The 16701-nt window shown below is 72.1% G+C and carries 17 protein-coding genes; 6 read left to right on the top strand and 11 right to left on the bottom strand.

The window, feature by feature from the left end; translation table 11 throughout:
- The first annotated feature begins 261 nt into the window (after nt 1–261).
- The 4 genes from ACGH2B_RS06770 to ACGH2B_RS06755 all read left to right on the top strand — a co-directional run bounded on the left by ACGH2B_RS06770 (nt 262) and on the right by ACGH2B_RS06755 (nt 3768).
- On the top strand, nt 262–786 hold the full coding sequence (locus ACGH2B_RS06770; RefSeq protein WP_399085588.1) for an ATP-binding protein: 525 nt from the start codon (nt 262–264) through the stop codon (nt 784–786).
- Between the two features lie 595 nt (nt 787–1381).
- Nucleotides 1382–1915, top strand: a complete 534-nt coding sequence (locus ACGH2B_RS06765) for a hypothetical protein (RefSeq protein WP_399085585.1) — start codon at nt 1382–1384, stop codon at nt 1913–1915.
- A 180-nt stretch (nt 1916–2095) separates the two neighbouring features.
- Nucleotides 2096–2878 carry a DsbA family protein gene (locus ACGH2B_RS06760; RefSeq protein ID WP_399085582.1) on the top strand — a complete coding sequence of 261 codons (783 nt, stop codon included), beginning with the start codon at nt 2096–2098 and terminating at the stop codon, nt 2876–2878.
- Nucleotides 2875–3768, top strand: a complete 894-nt coding sequence (locus ACGH2B_RS06755) for a cytochrome c biogenesis CcdA family protein (protein ID WP_399085579.1) — start codon at nt 2875–2877, stop codon at nt 3766–3768. The genes ACGH2B_RS06760 and ACGH2B_RS06755 overlap by 4 nt, the downstream gene beginning before the upstream one ends.
- Before the next feature lie 206 nt (nt 3769–3974).
- Here ACGH2B_RS06755 and ACGH2B_RS06750 read toward each other — a convergent pair whose 3' ends face one another.
- The 4 genes from ACGH2B_RS06750 to ACGH2B_RS06735 all read right to left on the bottom strand — a co-directional run bounded on the left by ACGH2B_RS06750 (nt 3975) and on the right by ACGH2B_RS06735 (nt 6711).
- A complete protein-coding gene (locus ACGH2B_RS06750) occupies nt 3975–4319 on the bottom strand; it encodes a hypothetical protein (RefSeq protein WP_399085576.1) in 345 nt (114 codons plus the stop codon).
- A 276-nt stretch (nt 4320–4595) separates the two neighbouring features.
- A complete protein-coding gene (nadE, locus tag ACGH2B_RS06745) occupies nt 4596–5423 on the bottom strand; it encodes an ammonia-dependent NAD(+) synthetase (RefSeq protein WP_399085572.1) in 828 nt (275 codons plus the stop codon).
- Between the two features lie 86 nt (nt 5424–5509).
- Nucleotides 5510–6064 (bottom strand): GH25 family lysozyme, encoded by a 555-nt coding sequence (locus tag ACGH2B_RS06740; protein ID WP_399085569.1) that lies wholly within the window; start codon nt 6062–6064, stop codon nt 5510–5512.
- 191 nt (nt 6065–6255) lie between these two features.
- A complete protein-coding gene (locus ACGH2B_RS06735; RefSeq protein WP_399085565.1) occupies nt 6256–6711 on the bottom strand; it encodes a MarR family winged helix-turn-helix transcriptional regulator in 456 nt (151 codons plus the stop codon).
- Nucleotides 6712–7074: 363 nt separating this feature from the next.
- Between ACGH2B_RS06735 and ACGH2B_RS06730 the strand changes: the two genes are divergently transcribed.
- A complete protein-coding gene (locus tag ACGH2B_RS06730; RefSeq protein WP_399085562.1) occupies nt 7075–7749 on the top strand; it encodes a hypothetical protein in 675 nt (224 codons plus the stop codon).
- Nucleotides 7750–7817: 68 nt separating this feature from the next.
- Nucleotides 7818–8306, top strand: coding sequence for a hypothetical protein (locus ACGH2B_RS06725; RefSeq protein ID WP_399085559.1), 489 nt, complete (start codon nt 7818–7820; stop codon nt 8304–8306).
- 93 nt (nt 8307–8399) lie between these two features.
- Here the strand turns inward: ACGH2B_RS06725 and ACGH2B_RS06720 are convergent, their stop codons facing one another.
- From ACGH2B_RS06720 to gcvT, 7 genes are all read right to left on the bottom strand, one after another.
- Nucleotides 8400–9530 (bottom strand): catalase family protein, encoded by a 1131-nt coding sequence (locus ACGH2B_RS06720; RefSeq protein ID WP_399085556.1) that lies wholly within the window; start codon nt 9528–9530, stop codon nt 8400–8402.
- Between the two features lie 55 nt (nt 9531–9585).
- The gene (locus tag ACGH2B_RS06715) at nt 9586–10938 is read right to left on the bottom strand and encodes a Dyp-type peroxidase (protein WP_399085553.1); all 1353 of its coding nucleotides are present in this window, start codon (nt 10936–10938) and stop codon (nt 9586–9588) included.
- A 126-nt stretch (nt 10939–11064) separates the two neighbouring features.
- Nucleotides 11065–11643: a hypothetical protein gene (locus tag ACGH2B_RS06710; RefSeq protein WP_399085551.1), complete on the bottom strand. Its 579-nt coding sequence runs from the start codon at nt 11641–11643 to the stop codon at nt 11065–11067.
- A gap of 170 nt (nt 11644–11813) precedes the next feature.
- Nucleotides 11814–13196: an L-serine ammonia-lyase gene (locus ACGH2B_RS06705; RefSeq protein WP_399085549.1), complete on the bottom strand. Its 1383-nt coding sequence runs from the start codon at nt 13194–13196 to the stop codon at nt 11814–11816.
- Nucleotides 13197–13640: 444 nt separating this feature from the next.
- Nucleotides 13641–14900, bottom strand: coding sequence for a serine hydroxymethyltransferase (gene glyA / locus ACGH2B_RS06700; RefSeq protein WP_399085545.1), 1260 nt, complete (start codon nt 14898–14900; stop codon nt 13641–13643).
- Nucleotides 14901–14967: 67 nt separating this feature from the next.
- Entirely contained in the window at nt 14968–15345 is a 378-nt protein-coding gene (gene gcvH / locus ACGH2B_RS06695) for a glycine cleavage system protein GcvH (RefSeq protein WP_399085542.1), read from the bottom strand.
- A 139-nt stretch (nt 15346–15484) separates the two neighbouring features.
- On the bottom strand, nt 15485–16612 hold the full coding sequence (gcvT, locus tag ACGH2B_RS06690) for a glycine cleavage system aminomethyltransferase GcvT (protein WP_399085539.1): 1128 nt from the start codon (nt 16610–16612) through the stop codon (nt 15485–15487).
- Nucleotides 16613–16701: the final 89 nt, after the last annotated feature.

Below are 16701 nucleotides of genomic sequence, written 5' to 3'. Positions count from 1 at the left end.
GGTTGGCCGGGTGCGGGGAAGTGGCCGGTGTGCGGTGCCCCGTGCGGGGGAATCGCGCCGAACGGGCCCCGGCGGGGTCCACGCCGCGCCCTCGCGCCGACGGTCGCCGGGCGGTGCGGTAGCGCCGCAGCTCAGGCAGTTGACGCCGGTGTCATGAACGCCGTGGAACGGGCCTCGCGGTCATCGGAGGCGGAGGTTCCGCGGCGTTCGGATTCCGCCGGTTCCGGCCCGGGGGCGTTGCGCAGCGGCCATGATGGGGGCATGGCGGGCCTGGAGGAATCGGAGCAACCGCAGCCGCTGTGCGGCGCGGCTGCCACCTGCCGGGGAGTCCCCGGCGCACCGGAGAGCGACGGACCGGCGCCGGGCGACCCGGGGCCCGTCGTCCTCGATCTGCTGGACCCTTCCGTGGACGAGGTTCCGCTGCCCTCGCGCCCCGAATCCGCCGGCGCCGCCCGCCGGTTGACGCACCGGGTGCTCCTCGAGCAGTGGGGCCTGTCCCCCCAACTCACCGAGAACGCCGTCCTGCTGGTGTCGGAGCTGGTCGGCAACGCCGTGCGGCACACCGGAGCACGGCGGTTCGGTCTGCGGATGCTGCGGCGGCGCGGCTGGATCCGGATCGAGGTGCGTGACCCCTCGCGCGGACTGCCGTGCCTGATGCCGGTCCGTGAGCTGGACGTCAGCGGCCGGGGCCTCTTCCTCGTCGACACGCTCTCCGACCGCTGGGGCGTGGATCTGCTGCCGCGCGGCAAGACCACCTGGTTCGAGATGCGCACCGGCGACCGCTGAGCGGCGGTACCGCCCCCGGATACGCGACTGGGGCCTCCCGCAGGGTGGTGCGGGTGAGGCCCCAGTGTCGCCCCTCGGCGGACGGAAGGGGTGTGTCCGCGGGGGTGGAACGACCTGGCCCGGGTCAATGGGGGTCGTTGCGAACGACTATGGCAGGTCCGGCCTCCGATGCCAAAAGTACATTGTGGACAATATAGGGCATTAACGGATCAATTCATGGGTGATCCCAGGTGAGGTGCGCCACCGACCTTGTAAACGACGGTTCGTTCACCAGTGGCCTCGATATATATGCGGCGCTGTGGTGAGCCGTCCGCGCACGGGGCACGGCCGCGCCGGCGCCGCGTCCGCCCGAGCCCCGGCGCCGCGCGGGACGCCGAGGCGCCCGGCGTGCGACCCTCCGCCACGCTCCCCGCGCCGGGCACCGTGAGCCCGGCACCGCCCCTGCCCCGGATGGCGGTCCGCGCTCGGGAGGCGGCGCCGCGGTCCGTAGGATGGGGCCGCTCGCGGGCGGGATCACGTCCGCCCGCGCGCGGGCGACCGTGACGGCGGCGTGTACCGGGGCATCCGCGCACGCCGGGACGAGGAAGGAGGACCCATGACACCCACCCGCCGGCCGGCGGCAGTGATCTGGCTGCTCCTCCTCGCCGTGACCTTCGGCCCGCTGCTCTGCCGCACCGGCGGCGACCAGTCGTGGGCCGCGCGGACCACCGCCGCGACCGCTCCCCGGACAGCCGAAGCGCCGGCTGCCCCCGCCCCGCACGACGCCGCGCCCCCGGCGGACGGGGACACCGCGTACCCGGCGGCGTTCCGCACGGACACCGCGCTCCCGGGCGACGCCACCGCGGAGCGGGCCGCCGGCGCCGCCACCGCGCCCGACCGTACGCACCGCCTCACCGCGCGGACCGACCTCGTCGACATCCCCCGGCGCTGTTCGGGGCGGCATGCGCCGGGGCCCGGCGAAGCGGCGCCGCTGCCCGTTCCGCACCGCGCCGAACCGCCCGCACTCAGCACGGTGGAACCGGTCGCGACCGCCGCCGCGCCCCTCGTCCGGCCCGCCCCGGCGCACTCCGGCACCGGCCCCGCAGGGCCCGCCGACCCCGCCTCGCTCCTTCCCGTACTGCGGATCTAGGGGTCTCGCCGTGCTCCCGCCCGCCCCCCTTCCGGGCGGACGGCGGGAGCACCCCGCAGCCCCGGCGGCGCCCGCTTCCCGCGCGCCCGCATCCGGACCGGCCCGTGCCGCGCCGGCCGCCCCGCGCGGCCCGCCACCGCCGTCCGGCCCATCCGCCACCCCGGTACGACTGGAGAGCCAGTGCCCACCCTCACCTCACCCACCCGAAAACTCGCCGCCGTCGGCGCGATCGCCGCCCTGGTCATCGCCGTCATCGCCATCGGCATCGCCGCCGGTAAAGCCGTCGAGGACGGCCGCGGCGCCGACGCCTCGCGGGCCGCCTCCCCGGCAGTTGGCGAGGACCCGGCGCAGCAGCGTCTCTACGACCAACTGGCCGAGCGCACCAGCCGCCGCGAGGCCGGTGACGCCCTGGCCGTCGGCAAGAAGGACGCCCCGGTCGTCCTCGTCGAATACGCCGACTACCAGTGCTCGTTCTGCGGCCGCTTCACCCGCGAGACCCAGCCCGAACTGATCAAGAAGTACGTCGACGTGGGCACCCTGCGCATCGAGTTCCGCAACTTCACCCTCTACGGCGCGGACTCCGAGCGCGCCGCCCGTGCCTCCTGGGCCGCCGGGCGCCAGGGCCGCTTCTGGCAGCTGCACGACGAGCTGTACGCCAAGACCCGCAAGGGCGACGCGCTCGCCGAGGACGAGCTCGTCGAGCTGGCCCGCACCGCCGGCGTCGCCGACCTCGACAAGTTCCGCACCGACCTCGACAGCGACGCCGCCCGCGCCGCCCTGAAGAAGGACCAGGAGGAGGGGTACGAACTGGGCGTGCAGTCCACGCCGTCCTTCCTGGTCAACGGCCGTCCGGTGTCCGGCGCCCAGCCCACCGCCGTCTTCGCCGACGCGATCGAGACCGCCGCGAAGGCGGCCGCCGGGAAGACCGCGGCCGGGAAGCCGGGCGAGGAGAGCGGCAAGTGACCGACATCGGGTATCTCGCGGCGTTCCTCGGCGGCGCCCTCGCGCTGGTCAGCCCGTGCAGCGCACTGCTGCTCCCGGCGTTCTTCGCGTACTCGCTCTCCCACCCGGGACGGCTGCTCGCCCGCACCGGCGTGTTCTACCTGGGGCTCGCCACCACACTGGTGCCGCTCGGCGCCGCCTCCACCGCCGCCAGCCGGCTCTTCAACGGCCACCGGGACCTGCTGATCACCGTCGGCGGCTGGGTCGTCATCGCCATGGGGCTCGCGCAGATCCTCGGCCTCGGCTTCGCCTCCCGCCGCGCCCAGGCCGCCGCCGCGCGGATCACACCCCGCTCGGCCGTCTCCACCTTCCTGCTGGGCTGCGTCTACGGGCTGGCCGGCTTCTGCGCCGGGCCGATCCTCGGCGCCGTCCTCACCGTCACCGCGGTCAGCGGCTCGCCCGTCCACGGCGCGTCGATGCTCGCCGTCTACGCGCTGGGCATGGCGCTGCCGCTGTTCGTCCTCGCCCTGCTCTGGGACCGCTACCAGTTGGGCACCCGGGGCTGGCTGCGCGGCCGGGAACTGCGCCTGGGCAGACTGCGGCTGCACACCACCTCGCTCCTGTCCGGTCTCTTCTTCCTCGCCATCGGCGTGCTCTTCCTGCGCTACAACGGCACCAGCGCCCTGCCCGGTGTCCTCGACGCGGAGGCGGAGTTCCAGGCCGAGGAGTGGGCGGCGTCGATCGGCAACGCCGTCCCGGACTACGTACTGATCGCGCTGGCCGCACTCGTCGTCGCCGCGGTCCTGGGCCGGATCGCCCTGCGCCCGGAGAAGAAGCGGGAGAGGAAGCCGGGGGAGAAGCAGGGAGAGATGCCCCGGCCGGAGCCGGAGCCGCAGAGCGCCCCGGAGTGAGACGAGGGGAGGCGGGGGAGGGGGCGGCCCCACCGGCCCTGTCACCGGCCCCCGGCCTCCCGCTGTGGTCACCCGGCCTCGGCCCCCCGCTGTGGTCACCCGGCCTCGGCCCGGCACCCGGCACCCGGGCAGACCGTCCGGCCCCGCCCCGGCACCCGGCAGACCATCCGGCCCCGGACCGGGACGGGCCCGCCCCCGCGCCGTCCCTAAGCGCTGCGCCGACGCCCCGGCTGCCGCGGGCGGCGGTGGCGCAGCCGCTGCGGGGCGTCGGCCCGTCTGCGGCGGTCGTTGCAGAGCAGGCATTTGCCGTACCCGGGCGGCAGCGGGTCCTCCGGGTCGCCGTGGAGGGGGTCGACCGCACCGTGCGGATGCAGCGCGCAGCCGGTCGGGCCGGTGGCCTCGCCGAGGGAACCGGCGGCGGTCAGCGCCCGGCGGAGCGCGTCGACGAGCTGGTCGGCGTCCCGCCGGGACGGCGTGGCCCGCAGGGACGAGGCGATGTCGGAGGCGGTGGTCAGCGCGGTGCGGAGTTCGCGGAGCTGTGCGTAACCCATGCCTCGGAGCGTAGGCGGCCCCACTGACAGTGGATCTTCCGATCGTGCTTCGTGGTCTCCCATGGCCGCATCCCTGCCCGCCCCGGCCGACGTCTTAGCCCCCGGAAGCTTGCTGTCGCCTTACCGGCTCATGACAGGTACGCCACCCGCTCCGGCCGGCCGGACGACCCCGGACACGGCGGCACCGGACGGCGAAGGGGCCCGCCGGAACACACCCCGGCGGGCCCCCTCGTACGGCTTCCTACGGCTTCGTACCGGCTTCCGGCCGGACGGCCGTCACGGCGCGAGCGGCAGCTCCCGCTTGTGGGCGGTGAGGTGGTAGCGGCGGACGATGGCGTCGCGCACCGTGTCCTCGACCGGCAGCCCCTCCAGGAAGTCGTCGATCTGGTCGTACGTCACGCCCAGCGCCTCCTCGTCCGGCTTGCCCGGGGAGAGCGTCTCCAGGTCCGCCGTCGGCACCTTCGTGACCAGCTCCTGCGGGGCGCCCAGCGCGGCGGCCACCGCCCGCACCCGCCGCTTCGTCAGACCCGTCAGCGGGACGACGTCGGCGGCGCCGTCACCGAACTTGGTGAAGAAACCGGAGACCGCCTCGGCGGCGTGGTCGGTGCCCACGACCAGGCCGTCCTGGGCGCCCGCGACCGCGTACTGCGCGATCATGCGCTGCCGGGCCTTGATGTTGCCCTGGACGAAGTCCTGGTGGGCGGCGTCGCGGAACTCCAGCCCGCCGGAGACCGCCGACGCCAGCGCCGCGTCGCTCGCCGGGCGGACGTCCACGGTCAGCAGCCGGTCCGGCCGGATGAAGTCCAGCGCCCGCTGCGCGTCCCGCTCGTCGGCCTGGACGCCGTACGGCAGCCGCATCGCGAAGAACGTGGCCTCGTGGCCCGCCTCCCGGGCGCGTTCCACCGCGAGCTGGCACAGCCGGCCCGCGGTCGTCGAGTCGACACCGCCGCTGATGCCCAGCACCAGGGAGCGCAGCCCGGTGGAGGACAACTGCTCCGCGAGGAAGGCGACCCGGCGCTCGATCTCGTGCCCGGCGTCGAAGGACGCGCTCACCTGGAGATCCCGGGCGATCTCCTGCTGGGCCTTGGCTGCCGGGTCACTCACGGCTGCTCCTCGTTCTGTCGGAGTTCTGTCGGAATCCGGGTTCTGTCGGAATCCGAACGGCCGGACGGACCGGCTCACCGGAAACCTTATGCCGGGTGCGCCCACTTCTTCAGGGCGGCCTTGTTCGCGAAGTCCGCGACGTCCTTGTCGAGCGGCCGGTCGGTGTACTGGTGGATGCGCCACTTCGCCTTGATCCTCGGGTGCCCGGCCTTGACGTAGTCGGCGATCCACAGCCCGTCGGCGGCGTACGAGGAGGTGTCGTGGTGCAGCCAGAAGTCGCGGTTGCAGTAGAGCATCACGCGGTGGGTGGGCCGGAGCTTCTTGACCTCTCTCAGGAACTGGTCCTTCTGCGCGTTGCTGGCGTATGTACCGCTGCCGGTGGTCTCCCAGTCGGCGGCGAGGATGTCGCCGCCCACCGAGGCGCACTTCTCGACGAAGTACCGGGCCTGCGCCGCGATGTTCCCCGGCCACAGGAAGTGGTAGAAGCCGACCACGCACCCGGCCTTCCGCGCCTTCGCCGCCTGTGCCGACTGATGGGGGTTGATGTACGAGCGGCCCTCGGTCGCCTTGATGATCACGAAGTCCAGCCCGTCCGTGGAGAAGGACGTGTTGTACGAACTGACATCGACACCGTGCAGCATGAGCGGCCTCCCGCCGTTTCGACCTGCTTCTTCGAACCGTCCCCTGCGTTCCAGCAGTTCAGCACGTTCAACGGGAAAGACGCCAGAGAGCTACCGGGAAGTTCCGCGGGGCGGGCGCCCGTTGGCGCGGGGCGGCGGCACCGGCCGCGGTGGGGCGGCGGAGGCGGGTGGGTCGAAAAGGTGACCGGGGATCAGCCGGCGGGCTGCGCGGGGTGGCGCAGTTGTTCGGCGGCTTCCGAGACGCGGTGCAGCAGCTCCACGAAGACGGTCTGCTCGGACGGGGCCAGCGGGGAGAGGAAGAGCTGATTCATCCGCGCGGTGCGCACCGCGAGCTTCTTGTGGACGCGTATGCCCTCGTCGGTGGCGCGCAGCGCCGCGCGGCGGCCGTCGCGCGGATCGCGGATCTTGTCGACCATCCCGCGCACCACCAGCCGGCGGATCACCTCGGCGATGGTGGAGCGGTCCAGCCCCACCCGCTCGCCGACCGTGCGCTGATCCAACCCGTCCTCGCCGACCAGGGAGTTGAGGACCGCGAACTGCGGGGAGGTGACCTCCTCGGAGACCATGGTCGTCCACAGCAGGGTGTGTGCCTGCTGGAGCCGCCTGGCCAGGGGCCCCGGATGGCTGCTGAGGTCGAGCGTGGTCACGCCGGCTCCCCTTCCCCGTCGAAGCTCGGATCCGTACGCACTGTGCGCCGGAGCACCACTCATTGTAGCGGCGCGCCGGGCCCGGGATAAGTGCTTTGACCAGGGAGGATGTGGTAGCGGCAACCGGTCGGCGGATCGGTTCCGGTGTCTCCGGGGGCGTCCCTCGGCACTTGACGATGTTCCCCGCGGCCAGGCCGTGGCGGTCTGCTCCGGACATGAGGTGGGCGTAACGGCCGGACACGGAACCTGGGCCGTGGGAGTGATCGTTCGAGCCGGAGGGGTGCCTGAGCGCTCGATCGCGTCCCCGCGCGGCACGATGGTGGGCCGGCGGCCCCGCAGCGGCCGCGTGCAGGGAGGCGGCTCATGCAGGTGGAGGGTGGAGATCCGGCGCGGGCGTTGCGGACACCACGGGCGGCGGGCGTGGCAGGGTTCGTGTTCGCGTTGCTGCTGGCCGCGGTCATCGTGCTGGTCCGTCTCGCGCTCCCCGACCGGACGAACGACGCGGCGGCCGCGGTGGCTGATCCGTCGCGCCGTGACGCTCTTCGGGTGGCGCTCGCCCTGGTGCCGTTCGGCGGGGTTTTCTTCCTGTGGTTCATGGGTGCGGTACGCGATTACGTCGGTGCGCGCGAGGACAGGTTCTTCGCCACGCTTTTCCTGGGCAGCGGGCTGCTGTTCGTGGCGATGCTGTTCGCGCTCGCGGCCTGGGCCGAGGGCTTGGTGGGGCCGGCCGGTGTCTCGCAACTGGCGGCCACGCCGCAGAGTTGGGAGACGGGGCGGCATTTCGCCTACACGGTGCTGGTGAGTTACGGGATGCGTATGGCCGCGGTGTTCACCCTGTCCACCACGTCGATCGGGCGCGGCCTCGGTCTCTTCCCGCGCTGGCTCGGATGGCTCGGGTTCCTCGTGGCGCTGGTGCTGCTCTTCGTCGTCACGAGCGTCCCGTGGTCCGAACTGATCTTTCCCGCCTGGGTGCTGGTCGTGAGCGGCCGCGTCTTCCGGTTCTCGTTCCGGGGGCCGCGGGTGCCGCACGCCGCGTGAGTCCGGCGTGGCGTTGACCGGTGCGGTCGGGCTGGAGGTGGGGAATGGGGAGTTACCGCGCACGGGACGTGCCGAAGACGTCTTCGGGGACACGGACGGACTACGCCGGGGCTGTCTACGGCTCGATCCTTGCGGCGTCGGTGGTGGCCACCGCCGGGACGGCCGGTCCGTTTCCCCGCATCGAGCTGGTGCTGCTCCTGCTCATCACCGGCGTGGTGTTCTGGGCGGCGCACATCTACGCGCGTCTGGCCGGGGAACGGCTGCTGTCCCGCCCCGTGACCCGGGAGGAGGTCCGCAGGGTCGCTGCGAGTGAATGGCCGATCGTCAAGGTGGCCGTTCCGCCCGCCGTCGCGGTGGCGATCAGCCCGCTGTTCGGCCTGGGCATGGCGGGCACCACGTGGTGTGCGCTGATCGTCGCCTTGATCGAGCAGGTGGGCTGGGCGACCGTTCCCGTCGTGCGGGGCGGTGCCACGGTACGCGTGGTGGTGCTCAACGCCGTCGTCAACCTCTTGCTCGGAGCGGTCATCGTGCTGGCCAAACTGGTACTCGCGCACTGAGCCGCCGCCGGTACGAGGCGACGCGGCCCCTGTCCCCGCGCCGTGCGGCAGGGGCGGTGAACGGGGTGGGGGCTCACCGTGGGGCTGGACGTTTCATCGCCGTGGGCCCAGCACCTCGTCGGCGCTGCGGGGCTCCGCGCGCGGCTGGTCGTTGAGCTCGTGGCGCTGGATGGAGGATCGCCGGTAGACCTCCTTGCGGGCCCGCATGATGTTGCCCAGTGGCGCGTGCTCGGCGGTGACCCGCCAGGGAGTGAAGGACAGCGCGTCCATCTTCGCCAGGTTCTCCGGGCCGGAGATGTCCTGCTGCGGCAGCCGCAGTTTCGCCACGGTGACGGGCGGCGAGAGCTGTTCGGGCCACTCCACGGTGGTGTCCTCCACCGGCATGCGCTCCAGGTCGGTGCAGAGCTGGACCTGGATGTCGAAGGCGTAGGGCCGCTCCTGGAGTTCGGCCTGCAGGGCCGGCCGGAAGACCTCCTGCGCGGAGGTCAGGTCGAGGTCGCGCCGGAGCACCGCGGCGGCGGAGGACGGATCGGGGGTGATGCGCACCTTGGCGATGTGGTCCCCGTGCCGGACCGCGCCCATCGTCCAGTAGCTCGACAGCAGTACGTTGACCGGGGGGATCTTGGACAGGCGCAGGAAAGCCAGGAACTCGTCCCATGCCCAGTCGTCCTGTTCCAGTGTTCCCTTTCCGGTCACGAAGTCGGTGAAGAAACGATGTGCGCCGGGCCGGCCCTGGGCGAAGTAGGCCGGCGCGTTCAGGAACAGCTCCTGGATGAACTCGTAGTGCTCGATCGTGTTGCAGAAGAAGACCGGTCCGTTGATGTTGGCGTAGTCGAAGGTGCCGGTGTCCGGCTCGTCCTCCAGCAGGGTCGGGCCGGGGATGCCGAACATCTTGAGTGCCAGTCCGGTGGCGGCGCCCAGCCGTGCGTCGGCTCCGGCGTGGGGCGAGCCGTTGGAGAAGCGGACGAGTGCGTCGTGGGTTCCCCGGGTCGCGTAGATGCCTTGGGCGTACTCGGGGGGAAGTCCGCCGAGGATCTCCACTTCCCCCCGGACCAGCCCGTAGCCCTTGGCGTGGGCGTCGCGCAGGGCCTGTCCGGTGCCACCGGCCGTGACCGAGCCGGCGATGTAGCTCTCGGTCCTGTCGATCACCTTCCGCAGGCTCCGGCCGAAGTCCGGGTCGTCGTCTTCGACGTCAGGCGTGTAGGGGACGAACGGTGTTGCCATGGCTTCGACCTCTCCTCGGAGAGCGTGATCGGACCCTCGGCGGGGGGAGTCGCCGTCAGTCCTCCAGTTCGGCGAGCCAGCGCAGCGCACGCAGTCCCGGCAGGAAGCAGTACTCGCCGCCGCGGGTGACCACGAAGCCGGGCAGATTCCGCAGGCGCCGGCGGACCGGTTTCTCCGGGATGGTGACACTGCCGGTTCCGCCGTGGTGCCCGGCCACGGGGTCCTTCTCGCCCGGGTGGCCGATGAAGTTCCCGTCGTTGACCCACTCGGCCTTGATGAACTCGAACTGCCGTTCCAGGTGGGCGCCGATGAAGACGCCGACCAGGCCGCGGTCGGCGCCGTCGTCCTCCAGTACGCCCTCGGGCAGAGGCGGGCCGTAGGTGGTGCCGCGGCGGATGAGACGGTGCATCCGTGCGTCGCCGATGATGGTGGAATCGCGGGGGTTGGTGCGCCGGATGTGCGCACCGGCGGGGCACCGGAAGCCGCGGTCGTCGTTCTCGCGGTACAGGAAGTTGTTGACGCGGTGCGGATCGGCCGCCAGCTCCGGATCGTCGTGCTCCGGCGCCAGCGTCAGCGGCGCCCCACTGGGCCAGCGCCCGACCATCTTCGCCGCCAGCAGTTTCTCCTCCTCGGCGCCGGAGCTGTTCGCGCGCAGGTACCGGCGCCAGGCCGCCACGTCGGTACGGATCTTGCGGACGGCCACGTAGGTTCCGTTGCGTCCCAGCACGTCGGGGCGGGGCGCGGGCGGCAGGTTGCCGGTTTCGTCGGGGTAGCCGAGGAGGAACTCTCCGGCCTTGATGGGGTCTTCCTGCGGGTTGGAGCCGGGCAGTCCGATGCCCTCGATGTTCGGATGGCTGATGCCGTCCCGGAAGCCGAAGGTGGTGCGTCCGGTCGGGAGCTGGTGGACCTCCTGCTGCCAGACGACCTGGACACCCGGGGTGTCCTCGTAGGCGGCTCGGGCCTGTTCCAGTTCCTTGCCCAGTTGCGCCGCATCGGAGGAGAGGGCGCTCAGCGCGATGTGGACGGAGCCGGTTCCGAACGGCGTCTCCCAGTGGGCCGGCGCACTCTCACCCACATCGCCGATCAGCTCGGCGCGCGCGGCCATGCCCTCACGGAACGCCCGCGGAAAGCTGTCCAGCGACCCCTGGGGCACCCCCAGAGCCTCAAGTCCCTGATAGGTGAACGCCACGGCGACCCAGGCGTCCCGGCTCCGGTCCGCGCCGCGCAGACCGCCCGAGGTCACCGGGAGCAGCCGGCGCAGCAGGGCGCGCCCGGCATGGCGGTCATCGACGCGCAGGAAAACGAACTTTCCCTCGTAGGGGACGGGGCGTGGACGCAGGGCCCCGCTCTGGACGTCGTCGATCTCGACGCGCACGCTCTCCGTACCGCTGCCGGCCGCGGTGTTCATGGTCGCTTGTGCCTCCGCATCGGTTGCTGCCCGGCGGCCCTCCGGTAGCCGGCGCGGTTCACCGGCGCGGGGCCGATTCCGAGGGGTGCCGGGCGTCACGGCCCCACGGAGATCGGGAGGACGCCCCTAGGCCGCGGCTTCCTCCAGGAGCTTCTGGAAGGCGGGCGTGGCGACCAGATCGGCGTTGGCCGGACTCTTCAGCGCCGCACGGAACTCCGGGGTGTCCAGCACCTCCTGGAACGCCTCGTCCACTCGCTGGTCCTTCCAGATCTGCTGAACGGTCAGATCGGGATAGGAGCTGACGAAGACCCCCGCGGGCGCCTGGTGGGCGACGAACCAGTCCTTCACCCCCGGATCGCTCACTCCGGGGAAGCCTTCGCTGTGCGCGAAGATCTTGTCGAAGTTCGCCCCCACCACCGTCTTGCCGAAGTCGTCGATATAGGTGTCCCAGGAGCCGTCGAAGACGCTGGCGAACATGAACTGGGTGTCGTTGTCGAAGATCACATGCCGTGCGTCGTGCAGGGTGCCGATCTGGTGCAGCGCCTCACGGTTCTCCACGCCGGCGATCCTGGCGAGGTCCTCACGCAACGCGTCGGCATGGCCCGGCTTGATCTTGGTGAAGACGGTGAACTCGCTGCACACACCATCCGACCTGCCCGGGCGCTCGGGGTGAGCCGACGGGGTGGTACCTGTCGTCGCAGCCATCGTGAACTCCTCCTGCCTGCGGTCCGGTGCGAGGGCCTCCCGGCGCACGGTCATGGGGCGCCATCGCCCTCACTACTTCATCCTCACCGCGGATACGCTGCCCCGCATCTTCGTTCCCGGGCGGCGCGTCCACCCGGGGCACCGCGGGGTGCGGGACAGGGCCCGCCCCCTCAGCACTCGATGATGTTCACCGCGAGGCCGCCGCGGGCGGTCTCCTTGTACTTCACCGACATGTCCGCGCCGGTGTCCTTCATCGTCTTGATGACCTTGTCGAGGGAGACGTGGTGGCGGCCGTCGCCCCGCAGTGACATCCGGGCGGCGGTGACCGCCTTGACGGAGGCCATGCCGTTCCGCTCGATGCACGGGATCTGCACCAGGCCGCCGATCGGATCGCAGGTCAGGCCGAGGTTGTGCTCCATGCCGATCTCGGCGGCGTTCTCCACCTTCTCCGGGGTCGCGCCGAGGACCTCGGCGAGGCCGCCCGCCGCCATCGAGCAGGCCGAGCCGACCTCGCCCTGGCAGCCGACCTCCGCGCCCGAGATGGAGGCGTTCTCCTTGAAGAGCATGCCGATCGCACCGGCGGCGAGCAGGAAACGGACCACGCCGTCCTCGTCCGCGCCGGGCACGAAGTTCACGTAGTAGTGCAGGACGGCGGGGATGATCCCGGCGGCGCCGTTGGTGGGGGCGGTCACCACCCGGCCGCCGGCCGCGTTCTCCTCGTTGACGGCCATCGCGTAGAGGGTGATCCACTCCATGGCGTGGGTCTGCGGGTCACCCTCGGCGCGCAGGGCGCGGGCGGCGTTGGCGGCCCGGCGGCGGACCTTCAGGCCGCCCGGCAGGATGCCCTCGCGGGACATCCCGCGCTCCACGCACGCCTGCATGACGCGCCAGATCTCCAGCAGCCCGGTGCGGATCTCCGCCTCGGTGCGCCACGCCTTCTCGTTCTGAAGCATCAGCGCGGAGATGGACAGGCCGGTCTCCCGCGTCAGCCGCAGCAGTTCGTCGCCGGTGCGGAAGGGGTGGGTCAGGACGGTGTCGTCGAGCTTGATCCGGTCCTCGGCCGCCGCGTCCTCGTCGACGACGAAACCGCCGCCGACGGAGTAGTACGTCTTCTCCAGCAGCGGGGCGCCGTGGGCGTCGTACGCGAAGAGGGTCATGCCGTTGGCGTGGTACGGCAGGGAGCGGCGGCGGTGCAGGATCAACTGGGTGGACTCGTCGAACGCGATCTCGTGGGCGTCCCCTATCTCGGCCGCCAGCAGACGCAGCCGGCCGCTCTCGCGGATCTCGGCGACGCGGGTGTCGGCGTTCTCCACGTCGACGGTGCGCGGGGAGTTGCCCTCCAGGCCGAGCAGGACGGCCTTGGGGGTGCCGTGGCCGTGGCCGGTGGCGCCGAGCGAGCCGAAGAGTTCCGCCCGTACCGAGACGGTCTGGGCGAGCAGTCCGTCCTTCTTGAGGCGGCCGGCGAACATCCGGGCCGCGCGCATGGGGCCCACCGTGTGGGAGCTGGAGGGGCCGATGCCGATGGAGAAGAGGTCGAAGACGGAGATGGCCACGGTGGCGGACTCCCTTGTCTGCTCGTGAGGGGCGGTGCGGGCGGAGAGAGGGGGATCGGGAGGTTGATACGGGTTTCGGGGTGTATCGGTGCCGACTGACGAGCGTAACGCGGACACGGGGCGGGCCGCCGGACACGGGCCGACGGGCGGCGGGCGGCCCGGGGAACGGCCGGTGCCGCGGGTGGCCGCGAGCCCCGGTACGGAGCGGTGCGCGGGGCGGCCGGGGCGTGGCCCTGCCGCCGCCGTACGCGGCCGGGCGGTGCCGTCCGCGGCCGGGGTCCGCGTCCGTTCCGTGCCCTGTGTGCCGGATCGTTCCGGATTCCGGGGCAGGCAGACGGCGAGCCCGGGGCCGGGACCCCGGGCTCGTGGCCCGTACCGCCTCCGGGCGCCGGTGGTGCGGCGCCCGGAGGCAACGGCGCGCGGCGGGGCGCCGCGCGCTCCCTCTCAGAGGGAGGGGTAGAGCGGGTGCTTCGCGGCGAGGGCGGCGACCCGCGCCTTGAGCGACTCGGCGTCGTACGACGGCTTCAGCGCCTCGGCGATGATGTCGGCGACCTCGCGGAAGTCGTCGGCGTCGAAGCCGCGGGTGGCCAGCGCCGGGGTGCCGATCCGCAGACCCGAGGTGACCATCGGGGGCCGCGGGTCGTTCGGGACGGCGTTGCGGTTGACGGTGATGCCGACCTCGTGGAGACGGTCCTCGGCCTGCTGGCCGTCCAGCTCGCTGTCGCGCAGGTCGACCAGGACGAGGTGGACGTCGGTGCCGCCGGACAGGACGGAGACGCCCGCCTCGGTGACGTCCGGCTGCACCAGGCGCTCGGCCAGGATGCGGGCGCCGTCCAGGGTGCGCTGCTGGCGCTCCTTGAACTCCTCGGACGCCGCGACCTTGAAGGAGACCGCCTTCGCCGCGATGACGTGCTCCAGCGGACCACCCTGCTGACCGGGGAAGACCGCGGAGTTGATCTTCTTGGCCAGCTCCTGGGTGGAGAGGATCACGCCGCCGCGCGGACCGCCCAGGGTCTTGTGGGTGGTGGTGGTGACGACGTGGGCGTGCGGCACCGGGTTGGGGTGCAGCCCCGCGGCGACCAGACCGGCGAAGTGCGCCATGTCGACCATCAGGTACGCGCCGACCTCGTCCGCGATCTTGCGGAAGGCGGCGAAGTCGAGCTGGCGCGGGTAGGCGGACCAGCCCGCGACGATCAGCTTCGGGCGGTGCTCCTTGGCGAGCCGCTCGACCTCCTCCATGTCGACCAGGTTGGTCTTCTCGTCGACGTGGTAGGGCACCACGTTGTAGAGCTTGCCGGAGAAGTTGATCTTCATGCCGTGGGTGAGGTGGCCACCGTGGGCGAGGTTCAGGCCCAGGATGGTGTCGCCCGGCTTGATCAGCGCGAACATCGCGGCGGCGTTGGCCTGCGCACCGGAGTGCGGCTGGACGTTGGCCGCCTCCGCGCCGAAGAGCTCCTTGATGCGGTCGATGGCGATCCGCTCGACCACGTCGACGTGCTCGCAGCCGCCGTAGTAGCGGCGGCCGGGGTAGCCCTCGGCGTACTTGTTGGTGAGAACCGAGCCCTGCGCCTCCATGACGGCGACCGGAGCGAAGTTCTCCGAGGCGATCATTTCGAGGGTGGACTGCTGACGGTGCAGCTCGGCGTCGACGGCGGCGGCGACGTCGGGGTCGAGCTCGTGGAGGGAGCTGTCGAGAAGCGACATGGGTCTTCTCCTGGAGGGTTCAGGGGGCGCGGAGCGCTTCGGTACGGGCGGCGGCCGAGCGGCGGACTCAGCCGGCGGTGAAGGCGGTGTACTCGTCCGCGGAGAGCAGGTCGCCCGGCTCCCCGGTGATCTTCACCTTGAACAGCCAGCCGCCCTCGAACGGGGCGGTGTTCACCAGCGAGGGGTCGTCGGTGACACCCTCGTTGACCTCGGTGATCTCGCCGTCGACCGGCGCGTAGAGATCGCTGACCGACTTGGTCGACTCCAGCTCACCGCAGGTCTCGCCCGCCGTGATCGTGGAGCCGACCTCCGGGAGCTGCACGTAGACGACGTCGCCGAGCGCGTTCGCCGCGTGCTCGGTGATGCCGACCGTCGAGACGCCGTCCTCGGCGCCCGACAGCCACTCGTGCTCCTTGCTGTAGCGCAGCTGCTGGGGGTTGCTCATGGGTCGATTCTCCTGTACGCGAGGGTGTGGTGGTGAAAGGGGTCTGCACAGTGAGACACAGCGGCGGCGGCCCGGCCGCGCCGGACCGGCCCGGCGGCCCCGTACGGCGGATCCGGGCGGCGATGTGTCCCGTTACGGGCTACTTCTCCCGCTTGTAGAAGGGCAGCGCGACGACCTCGTACGGCTCGTGGCTGCCACGGATGTCGACCTTGACGCCCGCGGTGCCCGGGGCGGCGTGCGCGGCGTCGACGTACGCCATCGCGACCGGCTTGCCCAGGGTCGGCGACGGCGCGCCGGAGGTCACCTCACCGATGACGGTGCCCTCGGCGTCCACCACCGGGTAGCCCGCCCGCGGCACCCGGCGGCCCTCGGCGATCAGACCGACGAGCTTGCGCGGCGGCTGCTCCTCGGCGCGCGCGGCGGCCGCCTCCAGCGCGGCGCGACCGACGAAGGCGCCGCCGTTGGATGTCTTCTCGAACTTCACGACCCGGCCCAGACCCGCGTCGAACGGTGTGGTCGCCGTCGTCAGCTCGTGGCCGTAGAGCGGCATGCCCGCCTCCAGGCGCAGCGTGTCGCGGCAGGACAGCCCGCATGGGACCAGCCCGGCGTCCTTGCCCGCCGCCAGCAGAGCCTCCCAGAGCGCGGCCGCGTCCTCGGGCCGGACGAACAGCTCGAAGCCGTCCTCGCCGGTGTAGCCGGTGCGCGCGATGAGCGCAGAGACCCCGGCGACCGTGCCGGGCAGCCCGGCGTAGTACTTCAGCCCGTCGAGGTCGGCGTCGGTGACGGCCTTGAGGATGCCGGGGGACTCGGGGCCCTGCACGGCCAGCAGCGCGTACGCGTCGCGGTCGTCGCGGATCGCGGCGTCGAAACCGCCGGCCCGGGCGGTCAGCGCGTCCAGGACGGTCTGCGCGTTGGAGGCGTTGGCGACGACCATGTACTCCGTCTCGCCCAGGCGGTAGACGATCAGGTCGTCGAGGATGCCGCCGTCCTCCTGGCAGATCATGGTGTAGCGGGCGCGGCCCGGCTTCACGGAGCCGATGTTGCCGACCAGCGCGTGGTCGAGGAGGTCGGCCGCCTGCGGGCCGGTGACGGTGATCTCGCCCATGTGGGAGAGGTCGAAGAGACCGGCGCGGGTGCGGACGGCGAGGTGCTCGTCGCGCTCGCTGGCGTAGCGCAGCGGCATGTCCCAGCCGGCGAAGTCGGTCATGGTCGCGCCCAGCGCGCGGTGGACGGCGTCGAGCGCGGTGCGGCGGGGGGCATCGGTCATGGTGGGCTCCCGGACAGGGTGAGAGGACATGTCTCCCCATCTGTCATCGGAACCTGAGAGGTTCACCGGAATCCCGCGAACGGGCCGGT

Origin of the sequence: Streptomyces sp. BBFR2 (assembly GCF_044497305.1) — a bacterium.
Taxonomy (GTDB): Bacteria; Actinomycetota; Actinomycetes; order Streptomycetales; family Streptomycetaceae; genus Streptomyces.
Note: the sequence above shows the minus strand (reverse complement) of the source record. Positions and strands in the feature narration are given on the sequence as shown.

Coding starts and splice junctions, on each gene's coding strand:
- gcvT (WP_399085539.1), bottom strand. CDS start 16,612: ATGACCGATGCCCCCCGCCGCACCGCGCTCGACGCCGTCCACCGCGCG.
- ACGH2B_RS06720 (WP_399085556.1), bottom strand. CDS start 9,530: ATGGCAACACCGTTCGTCCCCTACACGCCTGACGTCGAAGACGACGAC.
- ACGH2B_RS06730 (WP_399085562.1), top strand. CDS start 7,075: ATGCAGGTGGAGGGTGGAGATCCGGCGCGGGCGTTGCGGACACCACGG.
- ACGH2B_RS06710 (WP_399085551.1), bottom strand. CDS start 11,643: ATGGCTGCGACGACAGGTACCACCCCGTCGGCTCACCCCGAGCGCCCG.
- ACGH2B_RS06765 (WP_399085585.1), top strand. CDS start 1,382: ATGACACCCACCCGCCGGCCGGCGGCAGTGATCTGGCTGCTCCTCCTC.
- ACGH2B_RS06740 (WP_399085569.1), bottom strand. CDS start 6,064: ATGCTGCACGGTGTCGATGTCAGTTCGTACAACACGTCCTTCTCCACG.
- gcvH (WP_399085542.1), bottom strand. CDS start 15,345: ATGAGCAACCCCCAGCAGCTGCGCTACAGCAAGGAGCACGAGTGGCTG.
- ACGH2B_RS06715 (WP_399085553.1), bottom strand. CDS start 10,938: ATGAACACCGCGGCCGGCAGCGGTACGGAGAGCGTGCGCGTCGAGATC.
- ACGH2B_RS06770 (WP_399085588.1), top strand. CDS start 262: ATGGCGGGCCTGGAGGAATCGGAGCAACCGCAGCCGCTGTGCGGCGCG.
- glyA (WP_399085545.1), bottom strand. CDS start 14,900: ATGTCGCTTCTCGACAGCTCCCTCCACGAGCTCGACCCCGACGTCGCC.
- ACGH2B_RS06750 (WP_399085576.1), bottom strand. CDS start 4,319: ATGGGTTACGCACAGCTCCGCGAACTCCGCACCGCGCTGACCACCGCC.